The organism is Rhodococcus sp. 66b, from assembly GCF_002076325.1.
Classification (GTDB): domain Bacteria; phylum Actinomycetota; class Actinomycetes; order Mycobacteriales; family Mycobacteriaceae; genus Rhodococcus_F; species Rhodococcus_F erythropolis.
In genome coordinates this window covers 17,665-39,866 of the sequence record NZ_MUZB01000014.1, presented here as the reverse complement: position 1 = coordinate 39,866, position 22,202 = coordinate 17,665, and the positions used below count along the sequence as shown (strand labels likewise).

Here is a 22,202-nt window from a genome sequence, read left to right as displayed (position 1 = left end):
CAAACCATACTCATCCAGCAGCACCTCTTGCGTGCCCGGGCATTTCCTCGAGTCCCAAAGCGCGCGGCTACTTCTCCTTCGGCCTGTCGATATTGCGGTGAGCGTTGAATTATTGGCCGCATACATTCGCGAGTGAACTCATAATGAGCATCGACGAAGGCGTCTTTTCTTGTCATCGGGATATCATGACCATCTGCGCTGTGATGAACAGACCAGCGAAAGGCAGCAAAGAGCCTAAAGCCGTCTTTGACTAGTCATTCCGCGCACGAATCGACTTCGATTTCATCGTCTGCCGCTGCTCGCAGCTGTTCAAGATCTGCGGTCGACAGCCGCTGTGTGGGGTCAGCCTTGCCAGCTGCACTGAAACGCAGCCCCTCCTGTTCCAGTATTTTACGGGGATCATCGGTGCGTTCGGGCTCCAACCATCGAAATCCTTCCGATACCTGCCCTTGTACGTTCAGAACGCGGTGAGATTTTGGCGCAGGCGAGGTCGCGATACGGTTACCTACAGCTTGTGGGCCGGTTCCGATGGCCTTGGCCAGATCTCCGTAGGTTGTCCATCGGCCTGCCGGCAATAGAGCCAACAGCTGATTGAGCGAGTGCCACAGCGGGCTATCCTCAGGGCTTGCTTTGCCTGTGATAACCGGACCTGGCCACGCGGTGATGATTCGCGCCGCTAGATCTCGACCACGCTGCTCGATCTGTTCAGGTCCCCATTCGGAGCCACTTGCGATGCGCTGGTTCATGCGGATACTACTGGCACGCAAGATCTTCCGCTTGTAGCCGAACTCACGGTTGCCCATATTCTCGTTGTAGCCCGTCAAGGTGAGGTTGCCGAGGGTGTGCACGAGCCGGTCGTGAATTTCGTCGATATTGTCCGCGCCATGTAGCGCAGCTAGTTGCTCACGCCACTCCCGCGACAGCGTCTGCGGCATCACGTGTTCAATGCTGAGCTTGGCGTCGTCGACGATTTCCTTGCTACCAAAGAGTCTCTCGATCCACGTCAGCATGGTCTTACGATGAGCCGCGCGGCCAGTGACAAACAGCGGCGAGGTAAGAATCGCGGCGAGGAGCTGGTCGTCGGTCGCATAATGTTTGCGTCCTTCGGACAAGTACCGGTGCAGAGCCTCGTCGACCGGCAGAGAGGAGTCCAATTCCTGGACCGCCGCTGGAAATAGCCGATTGAGGCCTTGAGTGGCGCGTCCGACGAGGAAACGGCGCACGAGCAGCGATTCAATGCACAGAAAAGCCCGAGCAACCTGCTCAGAACTAGCTTCACCCTGGTCTCGAAGCACGAGCAAATGCAGTACCAGTGGAGCTGGTGTCGTTGAGTCCCATTCTGCAAGTCGTGCCAGTCGCTCGCGCACCGCAGGATCGGTTTCTTCACTAGGGTGGAGCATCAGGCGGTACAGCCCACCCAGCCGAGCGATGCGCTCCACCTCGGAGACAACGGCCGCTTCGTCTGTGAAGCGGTCAATACGGGCTTGTTGCCCTGTGAACGTCTGGGTCCGCTTGGCGATGGGCCTGCGGTGAACGAGGTCGAGCCAGAAAAGTGTTTCGATCTGATCATTACTGTCAAGCGCCTCTTCGAGGGGTCGCCAAAATTTGCGGTGGATTTCCTCACCGCGGTCAGGCATACGCATGAATAGATAGTTTCGGAGCAAGTCACCTTGGGTCAGCTGGAGACCAGTGTTGTTGAGTGACTGGAAAATTCGGTGCACATTGTCGCGCGGGTCTGTGCTGATAGATACAACCGACAATCCGCAAGTAACTGCGTCGTATATCTGGATTGCAGTCAACTGTTCGTCAATGGCAGAGAGGTCCGACAGACGCGCTCGGAAAAATCGATATGCACCGCCAACTGCGTCGTCTCCCCCGGCCGTGGGACTGGCGTCGATAACTGCCGAATACACGTGACGGTCAGCTTGAGTAGGCACAAGCTTGAGCCTGTACGGATCGTCTTCGTATTGGTTGGTAAGTAGCTGGTTATGGATTCGGTCGAAGACACGTTGCGACGCGGGCTCGTTCTCCCTGAGATGATCACGTATGGCTGCCAACAACAGCGTCACCGTGGTCAATCGTTGCTGACCATCGACCACGAGGTAGCGAGTGACACTGCCAGCTATGTTATCTGGCACTGGAGCGAGGACCAGCGAACCCATGAAGTGCGTAGCGAGGGGGTCGTCGGGACGATCCTCGACTAGCTGAAGGACATCGTTCCAAAGAACTTTAAAATTGTCCGGCCCCCACTGATATGGACGTTGATAGAGGGGCACCAGATACTGAGAGGTGCCTTCTAGGAGTTTCTGAACACTAACTTCTCGAGCTGCGACCACTTATGCACTTTACCTTTCCAAGGGGGGAGGACACATCACCGTATTCCAAAAATCGACTCCGCGCGGTCGACAGAAACTTTTCGCAATTCGCCATCGGCGCACATTGAGGCGGTCAGCAGCATTCCAAAACCGCGTCGATATGGCTTAAATCAATCCCCGATCCTGAATGAAAAGTTGGGTTCATTGCGGTTGTCCGAACATTGCAGATACGAATCCGCGTGAGAGCGCCCTACGACATACGGCCAAGAACATGCCCACCCGCCGACGTCTGCGAACTGTCCCTGCCCTTGTTTTACTACTGCCGGGTCATTGAGATACGCATCCGCTATCGCAAGGGCTTCGGCACAATCGACCTGACCGACCAACACTACAACAGGCAAAGATCCGACACTTTTGCTGGAAATCGTTCCGCATTCCTCACCAACGCCGGCCACACGCGGCGAACTGTTAGCTCCAAATGATGAGGATGGCGCGACCGTTGTCGTGATCGGATTACTGTCTGTGACATTCACAGTCCGCTGATCACCGTCGAAGGTAAAGGATCCACCTCGGCCCTTGCAGGACATCGAAGTAGCGGAAAGCGCAGTGCATTCCAATTCACCAACGGCAAGAGTGGCCCCGGTAGGCAGAACTGGACCCTCCAACATCCCGCCGGCCACGTTGATGGCCTTACGCGCGTGCTCTGAATCGATCGTGACCGAGTTGGCTGCTGCCACGATTCCTGTCGTCGGATCAGTTATCGGTGCGTCAGTGGCTGGAAGAGGGATTGTGCATGACAGATGCTCAGTCGATTGGGTATTCGGATTAAACCAACACCCCGCCTTACCCGAGTCCAACCGAAAAGCATGCTTGCCGTAGCCGAGGTAGTACTTATCCTGATTGACGGGCGATTGGGCCGTCACTGAGGTTGAGCCCACATCCACGGCTGCAGTACTTGTCGAGCTGTCCGGATCTACCGAACTGACATCTTCGCTGGCCGAGCAGCCTGCTGCCAATACCCCCGCGCATGCAACCGCGACTACAAATCGAACACTCATGCAGTTCCTCCCCATACGTCCGAGATCTCGGTCGACCTTCGCTGGAAGTGTACGCACCATACTCCGACAAAATGCTCACCGCCGAAGTCCGTTACCCCACTAAAACACGCCGAGATACGGTTCTAAGATCTTCATGTTCTTGTCTTCCCTGAGAACCTTCATCGTTTTCACCTCGAGCTGCCGGATTCGCTCTCTGGTGACGCCGTAGATCTTTCCGATCTCGTCCAGCGTCAGTGGTTCTTGTCCGCTGAGCCCAAACCGCAACCGTACGATTTCTGCCTGCCTATCGGGGAACTCAGCCAGCAAATCCTCCACCTGTTGGTGGAACACCTTGTGGTTTATCACTTCGTCTACGGATACCGCGAATTCATCCGCGATGTCCGTCTGATCTCCGTCAAGAGAATCCGTCAGGACATCCAAACTGAGGGTCCTACGGTCGTAGTCCTGCATTGCACGAATACTGGTCGGCGACTCGTCCAGCAATGCAGCGAGTTCGTCAATCGTCGGGCCGACACCGCGCTCAATCTCCAGACGCCGAGTTTCGCTCCGGATCCGATCGATCTTCTCCACCATGTGAACTGGTACGCGGATTGTTCGGGCCTGATCTGCAAGCGCCCGGGTGATCGCTTGCCTGATCCACCACGTGGCATAGGTGGAGAACTTATTTCCCGTCGTGAAGTCAAATTTCTCAACGGCTCTGATCAATCCCAGATTTCCCTCTTGCACGAGATCGAGGAAGTCGAGTCCGCGTCCGATGTAGCGGCGCGCGATCGACACTACGAGCCTGAGGTTGGAATTGATGAATAGCATCTTCGATCGATCACCATCTCGCTTCAGCCACATCATATCTCGACGCACCAAGGCCGGTAGTTTCTCGCCCTTTGCAGACAGCTCGTCCAAGATCGAGTCGACGTAAAGTCCCGTCTCGATGCGCTTCGCCAGATCAACTTCCTCTTCCGCATCGAGCAGTGAAAACTTGGCCGCCTGCGCCAAGTACACAGCAAGTGAATCCGCGGGTTCGACATCCGCGTCGACATCCAGATCTTCGACGACCGGTAGCTCTGAATCACTGGAAGTTGGAATCCGCAAGTGCTCAACAACGCGAGGTTTCGATAGTCGAGACCGAGTGTGTATCGGCTCCGGGGGCTCTCGGAATGGAACGCTTGCGGGACTAGCAGGATCAGAAACTTTGAAGAGACTGTCCGCGAAAACCGAAACACCGAGACTTACCAACAGCTTCGAAAGTTCCGCGAAGTCCGCGTTCGCAGATTCGTCGAATCTCACCGCATCGACATGTGCGTGCAGTGAGTCGATCTGCGTCAGATCGTCATCATCGACACCGACCACAACGGATCCCAGAAGGGCCACGTCACCAGCAATCAGTCGTACAGATCTGATTGCCGACAACAAGATCCGACGAGGATCCATCGCAAACGGGATATTAATCTGTCGTGCCAGACGTTCTCGTGTGATCCACAGATATCCGTCATGCAACAAAATCTGGCCGTCGAAGCCCTCATAACGCTTGAGTGTCGTCATCCTCAGCGCAGCACATCACCCTTGGACACGCGAGCCTGAACGCGTTCGACGATACGATCGGTCAGGCGTGTGTCGGACTTCCACCGCATCGCTGCTTTGTCGTAGTTCATTGCATGTTGAGCGACAACGTCTTTGAGCTGATCAACGCTGAGTGTCTTCAGTCGCGCACGCAGTCCCACCTCGCCCGAGACCTCGAAAACCTGGAACGGATCAAGCAGTGCCCGAGAGCGTTTCGGCTTCTTTGATGTGACTGATCGCGGAGTGGGTAAGGCCGACGAAGCACCTTGATCGGAGGTAAAGACCTCTGCCAACGCCTTGGCGAATCGCGGCGTGCGAGTCGCCTCTGCCGCCACAACCTGGACGAGGCGGGACAACGCGGCACCGACAGTCGGGTCCGATGCCCCTAACGCCACCAACGCGGACTCAGCGTCCGACGTAGCACGGCGAAGAATTAACTCACTCTGCGATACGACCTGTGATTCAACCTCTACCGCGCCCACCCGAGCCTCACCTTCGTCGTTGCCATGAAATCCTGCGTCAGTTCCCGTAATGCGGTGAACTGACCATCTGTACCGTACTTTTGCCGCAACGTTCCGAAATCTGCATATTCGGCGGCCGCTGCTATTTGGTTGGCCTCGGGAATAAGAGACGGGAACACCATGCCGATGTCTTTGCGACGGTTCAGGTCATCGACAGTATTTCGATGCACGGATGACGCCCTCCGATATTTTGTGACCACGATCCCCAGCTCGACAATCGATTTGCCCCAACGTTCGCCATGGCTTTTGACCCGTTCCTGGATAGGACCGATACCGTAGGTGGACATGACGTCTGGAATTGTCGGAATGATATAGGCATCTGCAGCGCGTAAACCATTGAGCGTGATCGTCTCAAGGTTCGGCGGGCAATCGATCAGTACGTAGTCGTAGTTGTCTACGACCGGTGTGAGCGCACGGAGCAGGATGTCGGTAGATTCATTTCCGATCCCGAGCGCCGCGGCAGCCACCTTCTCCTGCATACCGATCAACGCCAGCGACGAAGGTATGAGATCTACAGACATCACCTTCGTCAAGGGTGAAACACCGCGGAGGATCAACCTCGAAATGTCGTAGTCGGCGCCATTTGACGCGACTGCTGCGTCAAAAAGTGAAGCAATGGTGAGGTTCAGCGAATCGACTTCACCCCAACGACGCTCGCCTACCATCATGATCGTGAGGTTGGTCTGCGGATCGAGATCAATCAGCAACACACGTTGGCCAAATTCGCCGGACAGCATCTCCGCGAGCGCCGCAGTTGTTGTCGTCTTTCCGACCCCACCCTTGAGATTGATAGTCGCGACGACGTGCGTCACTTATGCCTCTCCCTCTAAACCCAGTGCAGACCGATAACTCGTACAGCCATCGCATATGCGATTCCGCTTACCAACAATCTAGCGTGAACATCCGACACGATCGAAATTTTTCGACTTAAAGCAACGCAGCCAACGTTTCCGCTGCGTCCTTTTCTCCCAGACGTACCATCGCTTCTGCTTCGACTGCGGCTGCGGCCTCCGTGGCAATCCCTAATGCGGCGGCTACCTCGACGCGGCTCATCGGCCGGTGCCCTCCTAATCCGTACCGGAGAATCATGACGCTAACGGCATCTGGAGTCAGGACCGAAAGACTAGTCAGCACAGCATCCAACTTCTCTGCGGATGGAGTGCGGGCAACGTCGTGCAATACCGCTCGCAACTCGTACGAGTGAGATTCACCAAGATCATAGTCGAGCTCCGAACAATCCGACTTCGAACTCAGTCGATTCGCCGTCTCCCGATACTGCGCGCTGCACTGCGCGTCGACAGAATTCTCCTCTGCCCTTGATCCACCCAGCCACCCCTGCAAAATCCCGGGAGCGACAGCCGAATCAACGGTAATGATGGTTGACGCGATTCCGGTCAATTGCTCGAGGAACGTCCCGTGTGCTCCGTTCTCCGGATCCTCAGACGTACCCTTCGCAAACAGAACCAGGAAGGAGGCATGTCTGCCGTCTGTCTTGGGGCGGATGATCCGCCCCATCCGCTGGATCATCTGACGACGACTTTTGCTGCCCGCCAGAATGATTCCGACGTCAGCCTCGGGAACATCAACGCCTTCGTCAAGCACCTTCGGGGCAACGAGCGCCTTCATCGCGCCGTTCCTGAAGGCAGCTAGCAGAATAGAACGATCAGTACGGGACAAGTCACTAGTATAAGGAGCCGCAAGCACTCCTTCTTCGAGAAGCACTTCTGCAGCAGCACGAGACGATTCCTTGGTCTCGGAGAAGAGAATACTGCGTCCGGAGCGGGACAGAACCGCACCCAAGTTTCGCACAGTGTCCAGCTTGCTTTCGGCTTCGGCAAGAAGCGCTCGGCGCTGCGAAAAGGCGCGGAGATAATTGCGGGCTGCCCACGTCGCACGCCCTGCCTCGCCCTCGCTCAACTGCTGCACTTCGCGCATGAATTCACCGAACGGCTCTGGCGTGCAACCATATTTTCCGATCAATGCACGTTGCTCGCGTTGAGCGGTTTCGTCGAGTTCGGAATACTTCGATTGCTCAACCTCAGATAGCGGAACCGCCACCAACATCACTCGCACGGGCGCCAAAATGCCGTCCTGGTGTCCGCGCTCGTAGTCGCAGCCTTGAATCACCGAGCCGAAGTATGGCAACAGGTGCTGTTCGACGCCATCATCAGTACGCTCGAATGTCGCTGTCAATCCCAGACGTTCAGAGTAGATGGGCTGCAAGAGTTGCGAAAATGTCAGCGCGCCATAGCGATGCACTTCGTCAGCAACCATCAAAGCCCGACCTGGTGGAATAGGTGCTTTCTTCTGGATTGCCGACTGAACTGTTGTGATCAGGACGTCGCACGTCTCGAAGGTTTCCGAATATCCGCCACCTCGACGACCGACCCGCGTCTTCGGCAAATTCTTCTGAAAAGCTCGAAACCACTGATCTAACAAGTCGATTCCCGGCACGACAACCAGAACCGACAAACCTTGCCGAACAGCCCACGCCGAAGCCGCAATCCCCAGGGTGGTCTTACCTGTTCCCGTCACTGCTTCGACAACGCCGCGACGATCAGCTGACCACCACTTGTCCAACGCTTCTCGCTGCCAGTCCCGGAGGTTGAGTTGATCCGATTCGACCTCGGGTGCCGCTGTCATGGCCGGGCCCATTCATCGCCATCGCTGCTGCTTTGCTTGCGCAGCAATCCCTCGCTGACAAGTTCAGCAAGAATTGCAGTCAATTGATCCGCAGGCAGGCGTGTGATCCGACGGCCCCTAGGAATCGTTATCGGACCCATCCAAGCAGCGGCGGTCAGGACCGCTTTCGCCGAGTTTCGATCCGCCGGCGGCAGAGCTGTTTCAGCTGATTCGCTCTCTCCTGGAAGTGCATAACGGTCGTTCACGAACTCGACCAAGCCCATCGAGACGAGGATCTCCAGAGCTTCGGAAATGGCATCGGGATCTGCACGCAGCCTCGATGCCAGCGTAGATAGATCGATGGGACCCGATTTAAGCTCGGAGACAATCAACGTCTGCATCAAGCGCGGAGCAATTGAAATATATTCGACGACAGATTCTTTCGCAGAGTCATCGACTGGATCTGAGCCGCCGGATCTCGCAGCTAGCTCGTACGTCAGATTGGGTCGCGTGCCTGATCGAATCAATCTGCCGTCATGTGTGAGTTTGCGCAATGCAGACCACACTTGCGGATGATTAAGGTTCCACGATGCTGCGAGTCCACGTGAGGACACAGGTTCACTTTCGACAATGGCCAAGATTCGGTCGAACAGATAGTCGTCCGGGCGAGGGATAGCGCTGTCCGGCATCACTTCCCACGCCGTTGATACCTCCAACTTTGAGGCTTGAGACGATGAAGGGTCGGCTAGATGAGTCTCCTCTTGCGGAATTTCTTCAACCACCACAACAGGTTCCACAACAGGCAGCGCTTCCACAACCGGCTCCACAAAGGGCAACGTATCCACAACGTCGTCGGCAATCGCGCCCGAAACGTCGGGGATATCAACAACCGTCACCGCGACCGGTGCAGCGACTGCCGGAACCGGGACATCAGCAGGAATCACATTGGCCAGCTCGGCCTCCGCAACGTCCTCGGCTAGTGATTCGTCATTAGGCATCTCAGGCGGAAACCACACGGCTGTAGCGGCTTTCGCCAGCGGCAAGGACGACACTGATCCCGGAGAAATTCCGCGGCGATCGAGCTCGGCCCACAGGCCGGACAGTGAGGCAACGGGGTCCATGTAATACTCGGACTCCCGAATTCGCCAGAACTCCCAGCCGCACCGCTTGAGTTCACGCTCGCGTTCCATGTCCGAGCGAACTTGGTCAGGTGTCGAATGCCAATGGTCACCATCACATTCGACTGCGAGCCGACCGGCAGAACCGGTAACTACCAGATCGATTCGTCTGCCGTTTACTTCTACCTGGCAGTTGACGTGGTACCCGCGCGCAACGATGTCGAGGAAGATTCGTTGCTCGAAAAGACTGTCGAATTCGCTGTGCTTACTGTCTCGAGTGACGTGCTCGGGCATAGGATCGGCCGGCGCCGACGATGTGCTCTGCATGTACGTCATCAATGAGTGACGAAGGTCAGTGGATTGCAGATTGTCCGACGTCACGGAATGGAACAGCCAGAGCTGATCTTGGGCTCGTGATGCCGCGACGTTGTACCGACGCTGGTACTCGTTCTTTGTCATGGCCATCACGCGTTTTTCAGGCCCGATCACCATAGACAGGAGGATTACGTGTCGCTCGTCGCCCTGGAAATCCGGGGGTGTTCCGATCCGAAGTCTGCGGTCCTCCCACTGGTCGACATCGAGCCGTTTGAGCAATTCGTTTTGAATGAGGTCGACCTGACGCTGCCCTTGCAGTACGACGACGCCGAAGGTCTTACCCGCGTACGCCGTATCGGACAGGCACGCCACGATGGCGTCGGCGATAGCGAGGGCCTCTGTTCGGTTGACCAACGCTGCGTTCTTGCCGGTGACAGCCCCGCCCGGAACGTAAGTGGTACGAAGCGGCGGAAGGCGGTCAGCGCCGTACTGTCGAACCGGGATCAACGGCGCGTCGCGGTAGAATTGATTGCTCGACCAGTTGATGATCTCGGGCATGCACCGGAAGTGTTCGCGCAGACGGACCACCTGGCCGAATCTGGTCCGAAGCATCGAGAACATACTCGATCTCGGGGTGAGGCTGCTCCGCAGATATACGGGCATGTCCGGTAGATACGTTTCCAACCGACCGAAAACGTCGTCGAGCGCGCCGGACGCTACTTCACTTGGCGCGCATTGTTTGTCGTCTCCGACCACAATGACCCGGGGTGCCAGCCACAGGAGGAAGAGGCTACTGAGATCTGCCTGGCTGGCTTCGTCGACGATAACGACGTCGAAGCTATTGGGCTCTGGCGGAATCGATGCAAGCACCTGTTGAAGTGGCATAACCCAGGCAGGTACCGCGCCCTGTGCCTTCTGCATCGCATCGCGCGCTGCGACACGGAAGGTCTCGGCGTACTTTCCGGTGCCCTTGCCGATATTGGCAACGTGATCGCGGTACGACTGCAGGGCTCCGACTTGTTCCGCGGTCATCCGTTCGAGGCAACCGATCCACGCTCGCTCTGCCGCGAGTTTAGCCGTCAGCTGGGAAATATCTGCCTCGGTGACGTCGAGTACATGCTCGAGTTCTTTGTCACGCCCAGGCTCATGCTGTTTCTGCACCCAGACTTGGGCACGCCTCCACGCCCATGCATCGTCGAGTTCATCGAGTCTGACGTTCCAACTCGAGTCGTCGGACGTTCCCCGAATCAACTGGGCCAGATTCGGTGCTTCTGATTCCAATTGCGCACTCAGCGTGTTGAGCTGAATCTCTTCGTCGCGCTCTCGACGAGCGATCTCCAACCCGGTCAACGCATGCGAGATACCGTCGATGTCGGCCGCGTCGATCGCTTCGATCAATGCCTGACTTTCAGGTGAAACCGCGCCTGCAAATGCTCCGGCAATGTCCACGCTGAGCTGCCGCATGTAAGTCTGAGCTTGCTCAGCTCGGTCAGTGTCAGCGACCGCACCGGCCGCAGCTGCTACTGCCTGCGCCTGCGCAAGCCCTCGGATAGGCGGCGCGCCTTGGCCTACGGCAACAAGCCTCTCTACGAGCGTCCGCACTTCGGCCACGCAGGCATTGACGGTTTGCACTTCACTCACAGTGCGATGCAAGTTGTTCACTTGCAAGGCGCGAGAACCCTTGGTAGTTACACTAACTCCGAGATCGGCAAGGATCGCTGCCGCTGACCGCACACAATCCAAGGCCCGCAGGTGTTCCGCAACGTATCGGACATTCTCGGTTGACGTTGCAGGTTGGCCGTCCACGGTGGGGACAGGGCCCAGCTCTTCGACGGCCTTTTGTTGGTCACTCTTGCGGAATCGTCCACGCCATTCCTGGCCGTTTTCCATCGCAACAGCAAGTTCGTTGAATACGACCGCAGCGCGCCGTCCATCGACCTCGGTTTCCACCACACGTACGCCGACATGCTGGTCAGCCTGCGCCGCGACGTGGAGGAGTTCTGGGATTTTGGCAGTCTTCGACCACAAGTGGGCCGCGCTTCCGGACAGTATTCCGTCTGCAACACCCTGGTAGGCCGGATCCAACTCGCGTACTGCGGCTACTGCGAACTGAAGCCGTTTGCATCTATCACCGATCTCCGCCAACGTCGCCGGACTAGCACCGTCGAGGACTTGCAAAAGCTCCGCCGCAGCGGGATTCAAAGGAGCTGGAATGGTCGCGGCCGCCTCACAGGCACGCTGCAGGTCAGGCCACTGTGGAAGCCTGCCCTCGATCACTGGAAACATTTGATGTGCCCGCTGTGCGCGAACTGGGTTCGATTGCGACGCCAACGCCAGGAGTTGTCGAAACTGAGGAAGATCCAAGCTTGGCGCAGCCGACTGCAATGGCGCCGGAAGCCATTCATACCGCTGGCCGCAAGCGACGACATCACGCACTATCTCGGCTGCGGTCCCCAAATATCCCTGAGCAACAAAGGGATGCTTGAAAGTCTCCCGCTCGCGTAGGGCTCTGATCTCTTCCGTAATAACCGCCTTACGGCTGAGCGCCTGATTCCTCTTGTCGTTCAGACCGTCGACGACCTCTGCCGACGCCCTGTGATTGAATGATGCTTTGCGCGTTGCAATTTCAGCGACGCTTTTGTTCAGTTCGGTCGATCCGCCACGTCCGATGTCCGTGATGGAAACGCACAGCTCCTTCATTTCGTCGGGAAGCTTATCCCTCAATACTCGCAGTGCCTGCGACTTTTCACTGGTAACCAGCACGCGTTGCCCCTTGGCCAACAGTGCCGACACCAAGTTTGCGATGGTATGCGTCTTGCCAGTACCTGGTGGACCTTCGACCACCACTCCGCTGTCACCGATGAGTCTCTCGATGATGTCGCCCTGTTCCCGATTGGCAGGCAATGGGAACAGCGGATCTTCCGCGTAGGCAACGGTGGCGGCCGAACCCGTCCGTTCCAGCCATGCGATACGATCTTCCGGTTCGATCGGCGTGACTAGTTGCGCGAGACCCAACGGTATTGCAGTTCCATCATGTTCGGCTTCGGCAATCATCGCCTCGTAGTACTCGACCAGAGCGAAGGCGCCGCGCTTGCGAAGGACGAGCGCCGGTGCGGGAGTTAGCGCTCGGCCGGTTCGGGACGCCGATGCCGTATCGCCGACTTCAACAGTTGTTGTCAGCGCTCGCGCAGCCCATTCTTTCAAGAAGACAACAATATTGTCGGCTACTGGCGACGTGTAGTCGATCAAACTCTCCTGGAGAGACCGCGACCCGGTTCCGTCGAAAATATGGAGCCCGGTCAGTAGCTGCGTGTCCTCGAGCCTCGGTGCACTATCTGGCGAAAGCCGCACCAACAGGTCACCCGACGATTCATCTCGTTCGACGGTGGCCGACTGGCTGATGATGTGTGTCCTGATATCTTCGCCCGCCGCATTGGCCGACAGCTCGAGCAGACCTGATGCAAGTACCAGCTCGACAGACTCCGGCCGAGAAGTGAGTTCTTGAAGAACCTTTTGCAGATCCTGATACAAGAGCCAGAATGGTCGACGCTCCTGATCTAGTTTCGCCCACATCCGCCACTCTGCAAGCCATCGCTCAAATGTCACGTCGACACCTGACGACTCTTCCGAGAGTGTCGGCATCGATGCCGAATCCGCAATATTTCCTAGCACCCAGCCGCGCAGGCCAACGGGCACTGCAGGTGCGTCGTCCAGCGAGATCCGGCGCGCGCGGAGCAGAACTTCCCCACCCGATGCACTGTGCTCGATGGACATCGATAGAAAATTGCCACTGAGCCAGATGATGTTGTCATGCTGGCGAAGATTGCGCACAGGCTTGGTTCGAGCCTTGACCAGTTCACGTAGGAACTTCATCAATCGTTGAACGCGGTCTTTGAGCTGCGGATCGTCCTCCGGATTCGGCAACTGCTCGCCCCTCTCATTGTTCACAAGGGCACTGCAGCGCCACATCACACATAAGAGTAAAGAAGGAGTCGGACAAATTCTCGCGACCCCGCAATTCCGGCGTGCCTATTTCCGAAGGCCGAGCAGATCCCATCTGCTTTGTCCATGAGCAACCCGACTCAGCTCGATCGCGTGATGCCCCGTTCGGTCACGTCGCCGGTCATGCGCAACCCAATCGTCGGTCACCTTTCGGATGCCGGCTGCTACTTCGGTGGAATGCAGAATGAAGACGGCAGGTTCCGCGCCGGCGAGATCGACGAAGGCCCAAAACCTCGATCCGGTGTCGTCCAGCGTCAGATCCTCATCGCTCTTCTGGGCTTGCCACGTGCCGGCTGTGCGCGTCTTGACCCGAACGATGAACCGTCGTCCGCTTTTCGTGGACATCCACACAGCTGTTCGTCGCGAAGAATCCAGGCGCCCACACTCTGCACCGCGGGTACGCACCATCTGCAGGAACCACAGGACCCCACGATCTGACGTACTCAGTTGTTCGGCCGATGAAACGGTCCGGGTACCGGGTTTCGGCGTCGAGACCGCCCCAACTCTGCCGGCCGATGATGCACCTCTCATGGAACCAATCGATCGCCCTGACCCGTCATGCAATGTCCACAGTGTCCATCCGTCGACGCCCTGTGAACTGCCCGGGTCATATCGGTCGATCACTGCGCTGGCAGCAGCGGAGGGGTCCGTGAATCGTCGGCCTTCCAGATCGCCCTTGGTGATGTGGGTTTCACCAGAAACCGGATCGCAGACTGCCAGTGTGCGAAACCCTTCGCAGTCAAGCCACACTCGCCACTTTCGGCCGACTGCGGCAGAACCTGTCGGCAACCGTGTCGATGGCGGACTAGGTCGAGGAACCTGTTCCTTCGACTTTTCAGTAGGAACCATCACTGCAGGACGAGTCAGCACTGTTCTCGCAACCGGCCGCACATCAGATGGAGCCGCGACAGGCCGCACGCTCACCGGCAGAGTCGAAGCGTCGGCAGGACAGACATCGCCAGGTACTTGTGAGTCGTCTGAGTCGTCGACCAGGTGAGCTACCAACTCCCACAGCTGTGCCAGCCTCATCGTTGACAAATGAGAGAGAGGTGTTCCCTTCACGGCATTCGAAAGCTGTTTGGTTCCCGCATGAGCGGGGAGAGATTGCGCTAGTGATGCAAACGCTCGAAGCGTCTTCGTGCGATCGTCCTCGGAGCCAGGAGCCAATCCTCCGACCGCAAACCAGCACTCCCCGATCCAAGCCCACGTCACCCTCGGATCGTTGTCGAGAATATCGAGTTCGTCCGCCAGTTGGTTGTAAACGTCGTAGTCGCCTTCGTCCTCGTCCACGCCTGCAACAACAGACACAATTTCTTCCGCAGCAGCCAGTCCGTCAAGCGAATCCAGTGCTGCAAGGAACTTCTTGGCAGATGTGACTTCTCGTGATTCGTCACTGGTCGATTCATTACCTGCGCCCGATAGCAGGGCCGCCAGCTTTCTGAATTCCTCGCGCGAATCCGGAGCAAAAACAATAGCGTCCGGATGTTCGTCGGCGCTGTACGCGTCGATGGTCGCTGCGTCTTCGACCAACACACTGACCGAGCCGACTCCAGCCGGCTCTCCAGCCTCGAATAGGCACCCCACGACCTTCTCGAGGAGTACCCGTCTGGGCTCCAACGGTAGTCTGACATCCAACGCTGCCGGCGCATGTTCCCGTGTGAGCCACAAGTACGGACCATCGATAACGATCTGCCCGTTGAGCCCGTCGTACCGCCGCACTTATTCCTCCGCTAACAAATTCGCCAACTCACTGATGAATGTGCACACTTCGAGGCATGCAATGCACCTGTCCAGATAATCATTAGCACGACACCACGACAGGCTCGGGCTACGAACTACGCAACCGACGCCTTTCTGTGTCGTTAATTGTGCGGGTGCGTCCACATCCAACCCAAGTACTCAACTCAACGAGGTCTTCAATCGACGGCGGTGAAACCCTTCGCCCGATCTTTGTCGGCCGAGGTCCACAGCGTCGTCGACAGTTCGGCCTTCACCAGCGGGATAACCTCCCCCGCAAATCGGCGCAGAGTGTCCTTCTGCTGCTCGAAGTCGAGCACGTGATTGACCGACACCGATTGGAAATCGTGGCCGTAGCTCTGGTGGTAATCGAGGATCTTCTCGGCGACTCGCTCCGAAGACCCGACCAATGCCGGCCCACGGTCGACGGCTTCCTCGATGGTCCGGAAACTCGTCGACTTTCCGACAGCTTTGGGATCGTGCTTGCGTTTGTCGGCCTGCGCAACGGCGCCTTCGTAGATCGGACGGAACTCTTCGATGGCCTGCTCGGTGGTATCGGCGAGGAACAATCCACCCGAACCCGAGCCGACGTACGCCTTGGACGGGTCGTGCCCGTACGCCAGGTACTGCTCGCGGTAGTGGTCGATCAGCACTTTGTAGTTCTCACGAGGCTGGAAGGCGTTGGCGGTGACGATGGGGTCGCCCCACTTCGCCGCCAGTTCGACGGCCTCGAACGAGGTAGCCGATCCATGCCACATACGGAACGGGCCGTCGTAGGGACGCGGTAGCGTCGTCGCGTCCTCGAGCGATGGTCGGTGAGTTCCCACCCACTTGACGTTTTCCTCGCTGATCAGCAGTTTGAGGAGTTCGTAGTTCTCGGTGAGGTATTCGTACTGCTTGGCGATATCCAACCCGAGGAGCGGGTACTGAAGGACCTCGTTGCCCTTGCCGATCACGATCTCGAGGCGTCCCCGGCTCAGCTGATCGATGGTTCCGAAATCTTCGGCGACTCGAATCGGGTCGAGTAGCGACAGAACGGTGACACCCGTCGAGAGCAGGATTCTGTCTGTGGCCTGCGCAATTGCCCCCAAAACGACGGTTGGCGCCGACGAAAGAACCGGCCCGGCGTGGCGCTCACCCACCGAGAACGAATCGATACCTAGTTCTTCGGCGAGAACCGCCAGTTCGACGACGCGGTTGAGCCGATCTGACGGGGCAACTTCCTCGCCGGTCGCTGGATGGGGTGGGTTGAAAATGATGTCCAGAACCTGAAAACGCATGACCCGTCTTTCTCGATAACCGCACAGCGCGCCTGTCCCTCGGAGGCTAGTGCGCGGCGGCTCGACGGATCTGCCATCCGAGGACGCGCCCAACGCAACGAATTCGCGAAACACTCTATTCAGCAGCATTTTTCGCCTCAATGAGACCATTCAGTCGATAAAACTCTCACCGATCCGAAGTCGACCGAAAACATGCCGAACTCCCGCCAGGCAGGACCTGTGTCACCGACCAATCGAGCGCACGGTAAACATGAAGTACTAAGAGTGCGTTCCCTTATCGTTAAGAGGTACTAGTTATGAACGGTGCGGCAGCCATCGGTGATGGCATATTTCAGATTCCTGTCCCGATCACGGACAACCCGCTCGGGCACACGCTCGTCTACGCCATGGAATCCCCCGGCGGACTGATCTTGGTCGACGCTGGCTGGGGTGACGACAACGGCTGGCAGGGCCTCAACGCGGGGCTCGCCGAGATCGGGCATTCGGTGACCGACATCGAGGGCGTCGTGGTCACGCACTTCCATCCGGACCACACCGGACTGTGCGGACGGGTCCGCGAGGCGTCCGGCGCCTGGATCGCCATGCATGAGGACGACCACTACCTGTTCGATCAGATGTCGACTGCGCGTAACGACGAGTGGATGGCATATCAGCTCGAGAACATGGAACGCGCTGGAGCGCCGAAAGCCGACCGTGATGCATTCAAATTGACGGCCGCGGGCGAGTCTCCCGTGGGCCCCGAGTCGGCCCCCGACCGCCTTCTCGCGGACGACGAGATCATCGCACTCACCGGCCGCGGCCTCCGCGTTGTCTACACCCCCGGCCACACGCCTGGGCATGTCTGCTTCTACCTCGACGACGCCGACATCATGTTCACCGGCGATCACGTCCTGCAGAAGACGACACCACACGTCGGAAACTTCGTGTACCCACTCGACGAGCGGGACGCCCTCGCCGATTTCCTCGACTCACTCGCACGGGTGCAGAACATGAACATCACCCGCGGTCTCGGCGCTCACGGCATTCCGATCGACGACGTCGGAGGTCGCGCCGGCGAGCTGATCGAGCATCACCAGGAGCGACTCGATCACCTGCTCCAGGAGTTCGCCGACGACAAGCTCACGGTGTGGGACGTCGCGGCAAAGATGAAGTGGTACAAGCCGTGGGCCGAGATCTCCCCGATGGGAAAGACGATGGCGTTGTCCGAAGGTGCAGCTCACCTTCGCCATCTGGTTGCCCGAGAGCAGGTCTCTCAGGTTCCCGGCTCCGAGCCCGCGCTCTTCGCTCGCTCCGTCTGAAAGATCAGGGCCGACAAGCACTCCGCTCGTCGGCCCTGATCTCTATTCCGCTTCGGCCTGATCGACTATTCGGGTCGACGCCGATCGCGGGACCACCACCACCGGAACCGGTGAGTACCGCACGATCTTCGCTGCCCGACTGCCGAGGAAGACCCGGGCCAGTGGACCTGCCTTGCTCGAGCCGACTGTCAGAACGTCACCTCGATCCCACTCGACGCCCTCGAGCGCCTCGGCCCAGTTACGACCATGGCTGATAACCGATTCCATGACGTCGGGTATTTCGGGCAGTGCACGCACCCGCTCGAAGGCAGCGTTGGTCTCGCGCTCGACCACCTCGGCCCACTCGGAGATGACCGGTGAATCCCCCTCGGTCCCGAGCGTTGTCGTGTACTGCGTGTTCGCACGAACTGCAAACGCCGCCAATCTGAGTCCGGCATCGACACGCGCAGCCACGGTCGCGGCGGCGAGCACCAGATCGTCTTGATCGGGTGTGCCCGAGTACGCGGCAGTGACGCGGCGGACCACCTCACCGGGCTTGGTTCGAAATCCCCTCGGCGCCAGCGCGACCGGAACGTCGGAGCTGTGCAGCAAGCGTGAGGTGACACTGCCGAGAGCGACGTGACCGAACACCCCGGCTGTGGACGAATCCAGGACGATCATCTTGGCTTCGTGCTCGTGAACGAGATCGAGCAGGCCACTCGACGTCGACTGAGCCTCATGTACGACATAGGTCACGTCGACGTCGGAGGGCATGTCTGCCCGCGCTTTCGCCAGCGCCGCTTCGGCTTCGGCTCGCAACTGCTGGTGGTATTCGGCGTCGACACGCGCCATTCCGGGCGGTGGCGGCGAGGGAATCACCGCGCAGATCACCAGCGGTTCACCGGACGAGCGCGCCAACAGCGTTGCCAGATGGACGGTTCCGGAACTGTCACCGTCGGGTGCGTATCCCGCGAGCAGCGTCATGACTCGGACTCCGATCCCAATTCGGCGCGGTTCTTCGCACCGAGGCGCGAGTGCTTCATACCGTAGGCGAAGTACCAGATGATCGCGACGGTCACCCAGATGAGGAACACGTAGATCGTGACGGTTCGGAGGTCCTTGATGATCCACAGGCAGCCCAGGATCGAGAGGATCGGCGTCACCGGATAGCCGGGAACTTTGAAGCTGCGCGGCAGGTCCGGGTCACTGCGCCGCAGGATGATGACCCCGATCGAGACCACAAGGAAGGCCACCAGGGTTCCGATACTGGTCATTTCGGCGAGGAAGTTGATGGGAATGAAACCGGCCAGAATGCTGATGACGACGCAGACGATGATGGTGTTGGGCACCGGCGTCAGAGTCCGCGGGTTCACCTTGTGGAAGATCGACGGAATCATGCCGTCTCGTGACATCGCGAACAGAATGCGGGTCTGACCGTATATGACCACGAGCGTGACGCTGCAGATCGAGATCACCGCACCGGCGGCCAAAAGTGTTCCCGGCCAGGTAGATCCGGTCACCTGTTCGAGGATGGCGGACAGTCCGGCTTCCTGACCTTCGAACGATGCGGAATCCTGTGCACCGATCGCCACGGCGACAACGGCGATGTAGATCGCGGTGACAGACACGAGCGCAATAAGGATCGCGAGAGGGAGATTGCGACGAGGGTTCTTCACTTCTTCGCCGGCGGTGGACACAGCGTCGAGGCCGATGTACGAGAAGAAGATGATTCCGGCGGCGGACATGACGCCACTGAATCCGAACGGTGCGAAGTCGGCGAAGTGATTGCTGTTCCATCCGGCGATGCCGACCACGATGAAGAGCAGCAGAATTGCGAGTTTGATCGAGACCATGATGGCGTTGGCCTTGGCCGATTCACTGGCGCCGCGGATGAGCAGAACACCGCACAGGCACACCAGGATCACTGCGGGCAGATTGATGATGCCGCCCTGCTCCGGCGCTTGTGACAGCGCGTCGGGGATCTGGAACCCGAAGAGGTTGCCAAGTAGCTGGTTCAAGTATTGCGACCATCCGACGGACACCGCCGCGGCCGAGACTCCGTACTCGAGAAGCAGACACGCGCCGACGGCCATGGCCGGAAGCTCTCCGAGCGTCGCGTAAGCGTAGGAATACGACGAGCCCGACGCCGGGACAGCTCCGGCCAACTCCGCGTAACAGATCGCCGTGAGTCCCGCGACGATACCGGCAACAACGAAGGAGATGATCACTGCCGGACCGGCGACCGGGACCGCCTGCGAGAGGACGAAGAAAATACCGGTGCCGATCGTGGCGCCGATGCCGAACATGGACAACTGCGCCAAACCGATACTGCGGGTCAGCTCACCGCCGTTGGTATCTGCGCCGGTCTCCTGGTCTATCTGCAAAGCCGGCTTGCGCCGAAGTACGTGTTTGACGAGAGTAGCCATCGACGCTCCTCTAGAGTGCCTGGTAGGAAACTGTTGTATCCTCATACTGCACGCAAGTGTCCTGCGACACAACAGTTGGAGCAAAGTTGTACAGCTCACGCCAACCGTCCGGTCTGGAAAGCCCGGATCGTGAACCGCCTTCGGAGAAAACGGGGAGATCATGACCGGACCGACCATCACCGTCGACCTGCGTCGTATCGAACAGAATGCGCGTGTCCTCGTCGAGGCGTCCAGCGCTCACGGTATATCGGTGGCCGGTGTCAGCAAATCTACGTGCGGATCCCCCAAAGTGGCACGAGCAATGGTCCGCGGCGGCGTCACGCAGATCGCCGACTCCCGCCTGGACAACCTGGCCCGCATTCGCCGCGACGGCATCACCGTTCCCCTGATGCTGATCCGCGCACCGTCGCTCAACGAGATCGACGACACGATCCGCTACGCGGACATCAGCCTCAACTCCGAGTTGACGACGATTGCTGCGCTGGGCAGAGCAGCACAAACGCGAGGCGTAGTCCACGACATCGTGCTGATGATCGACCTCGGAGATCTCCGCGAAGGAATCCTGCCGGCGGAGGCGTTGGACGTAGTCGCTGAAATCCTTCCCATCGAGGGCATCAGACTGATCGGAATCGGCGCGAATCTCGCGTGCGTCGGTGGCATCCAACCGACCGTCGACAACCTGTCGAATCTGGTCTACCTAGCCGACGAAATCACGAAGCGGTTCTCGATCGAACTGCCGATCGTTTCCGGCGGCAATACGTTCTCGCTGCCACTACTCGAGACGGGCACGATGCCCGAGGGGATCAACCATCTGCGTTTGGGCGCCAGCATCGTTTTGGCCGAATCACCTACTCCCCCCGGACTGTACGAACTGCTGAACAACGATGCCTTCACTCTCACCGCGGACATCATCGAGGCCAAGGTCAAGCCGTCGCGGCCGTATGGAGTCTCAGGGGAAGACGCATTCGGCCGACGCCCCGTCTTCGACAACGAGGACAAGCCGAGCCGACGCCTGATCTTGTCCATCGGCCGCGAAGACATCTCGCCGGAAGGCTTGACCCCGATCGATCCGCGCCTGAAGGTGATCAGCGCCAGTAGCGATCACCTCCTCGTCGACGCCGGAGAAACAGGCGACGAATACCGACTGGGTGGCACCGTCGACTTCACGATCGATTACGGCGCGCTCTTGATGGCGATGACATCGCCCTACGTCGAAAAGCGCTACGTCCTGGGCACCGAACCGATCGATGCCAATGCGAGCGTCGAATTGATCGACCTCGAAACTAGCGGGCTGGCAAGCCATCTCCTCGATCACGGTCTGCGCGAGGACATGTCCGGAATCGGTTTCAGCTGCATTCAAGGAGAGAACGCCGCCGCGGATCTCACGACGTTGCCGCTGTGGCTCACTGCCGAGGCCTGGCAGAACACCAAAATTCCGATCGCCACCGAACCCGGAACCGATTTGGGTGCAATTATTTTCGCCTCCCACGGCGATATCGAACAATTGCTGTCGTCGGCGGTGGATCTGCACGGCCCCAGCTTGGAGAACACCGTCTTGGTGGGCGTCAAGAACGCCACGGTCGATCACAAGCGTGCACTCGACGAGTACGGGGTATTGCTGGTGACGATCGACGAGATCGATCGCCGTGGCATGGCGGCCTTGATGCCTCGCGTCCTCGCCGCGGCGGGTCAGGGTGTGAACGGCGTCCACGTCCACTTCGACCTGGACATCATCGACGGGCGTGTTCTCGGCGTCGACGACACGACGCATCTGGGCGGCCTCACATTCCGAGAAGCGCACCTCGCCGCCGAATTCATCAGCGAGACCGGCCTGACGAGATCGATTTCGATCGGCAGCGTTGCGGGAGCGGATTCCGATCCTCTCGGCCGTCAGGCGACCTTCGTCGACGGACTGGTTGCATCGCTGCTCGGGCGCAAGGTGGTCAAAGCCTGACGTTGTCGGCAGCCCTTGCG

General features: G+C 58.6%; 13 protein-coding genes. 2 read left to right on the top strand and 11 right to left on the bottom strand.

Annotated elements, in window-relative coordinates; all coding sequences use genetic code 11:
• Positions 1-254 precede the first annotated feature (254 nt).
• The 9 genes from B0E55_RS24315 to B0E55_RS24275 all read right to left on the bottom strand — a co-directional run bounded on the left by B0E55_RS24315 (position 255) and on the right by B0E55_RS24275 (position 16,525).
• Complete coding sequence (locus B0E55_RS24315) at positions 255-2,336, bottom strand: GmrSD restriction endonuclease domain-containing protein (RefSeq protein ID WP_080910616.1); 2,082 nt, start codon at positions 2,334-2,336, stop codon at positions 255-257.
• 149 nt (positions 2,337-2,485) lie between these two features.
• Positions 2,486-3,373 carry a hypothetical protein gene (locus tag B0E55_RS32260; RefSeq protein ID WP_241896138.1) on the bottom strand — a complete coding sequence of 296 codons (888 nt, stop codon included), beginning with the start codon at positions 3,371-3,373 and terminating at the stop codon, positions 2,486-2,488.
• A 99-nt stretch (positions 3,374-3,472) separates the two neighbouring features.
• Complete coding sequence (locus B0E55_RS24305) at positions 3,473-4,912, bottom strand: sigma-70 family RNA polymerase sigma factor (protein ID WP_108912732.1); 1,440 nt, start codon at positions 4,910-4,912, stop codon at positions 3,473-3,475.
• A gap of 2 nt (positions 4,913-4,914) precedes the next feature.
• Positions 4,915-5,325, bottom strand: coding sequence for a hypothetical protein (locus B0E55_RS24300; RefSeq protein WP_241896137.1), 411 nt, complete (start codon positions 5,323-5,325; stop codon positions 4,915-4,917).
• Between the two features lie 74 nt (positions 5,326-5,399).
• Positions 5,400-6,263, bottom strand: coding sequence for a ParA family protein (locus B0E55_RS24295; RefSeq protein ID WP_080910614.1), 864 nt, complete (start codon positions 6,261-6,263; stop codon positions 5,400-5,402).
• A 115-nt stretch (positions 6,264-6,378) separates the two neighbouring features.
• Positions 6,379-8,094, bottom strand: coding sequence for a DEAD/DEAH box helicase (locus B0E55_RS24290; RefSeq protein ID WP_241896136.1), 1,716 nt, complete (start codon positions 8,092-8,094; stop codon positions 6,379-6,381).
• A complete protein-coding gene (locus B0E55_RS24285; RefSeq protein ID WP_080910663.1) occupies positions 8,091-13,379 on the bottom strand; it encodes an AAA domain-containing protein in 5,289 nt (1,762 codons plus the stop codon). Before B0E55_RS24285 ends, B0E55_RS24290 begins: the two co-directional genes overlap by 4 nt.
• Before the next feature lie 156 nt (positions 13,380-13,535).
• Positions 13,536-15,227 carry a hypothetical protein gene (locus B0E55_RS24280; protein WP_133053436.1) on the bottom strand — a complete coding sequence of 564 codons (1,692 nt, stop codon included), beginning with the start codon at positions 15,225-15,227 and terminating at the stop codon, positions 13,536-13,538.
• A gap of 197 nt (positions 15,228-15,424) precedes the next feature.
• Positions 15,425-16,525: an LLM class flavin-dependent oxidoreductase gene (locus B0E55_RS24275; RefSeq protein ID WP_080910611.1), complete on the bottom strand. Its 1,101-nt coding sequence runs from the start codon at positions 16,523-16,525 to the stop codon at positions 15,425-15,427.
• A 296-nt stretch (positions 16,526-16,821) separates the two neighbouring features.
• Between B0E55_RS24275 and B0E55_RS24270 the strand changes: the two genes are divergently transcribed.
• The gene (locus tag B0E55_RS24270; protein ID WP_021344933.1) at positions 16,822-17,823 is read left to right on the top strand and encodes an MBL fold metallo-hydrolase; all 1,002 of its coding nucleotides are present in this window, start codon (positions 16,822-16,824) and stop codon (positions 17,821-17,823) included.
• Positions 17,824-17,865: 42 nt separating this feature from the next.
• On the opposite strand, the gene B0E55_RS24265 is transcribed toward B0E55_RS24270, so the two are convergent.
• Both B0E55_RS24265 and B0E55_RS24260 read right to left on the bottom strand, forming a co-directional pair.
• Positions 17,866-18,786, bottom strand: a complete 921-nt coding sequence (locus B0E55_RS24265; RefSeq protein WP_021344934.1) for a universal stress protein — start codon at positions 18,784-18,786, stop codon at positions 17,866-17,868.
• Complete coding sequence (locus B0E55_RS24260; RefSeq protein ID WP_029255765.1) at positions 18,783-20,228, bottom strand: amino acid permease; 1,446 nt, start codon at positions 20,226-20,228, stop codon at positions 18,783-18,785. Before B0E55_RS24260 ends, B0E55_RS24265 begins: the two co-directional genes overlap by 4 nt.
• Positions 20,229-20,388: 160 nt before the next feature.
• Between B0E55_RS24260 and B0E55_RS24255 the strand changes: the two genes are divergently transcribed.
• Entirely contained in the window at positions 20,389-22,182 is a 1,794-nt protein-coding gene (locus B0E55_RS24255) for an alanine racemase (protein WP_046378865.1), read from the top strand.
• Positions 22,183-22,202: the final 20 nt, after the last annotated feature.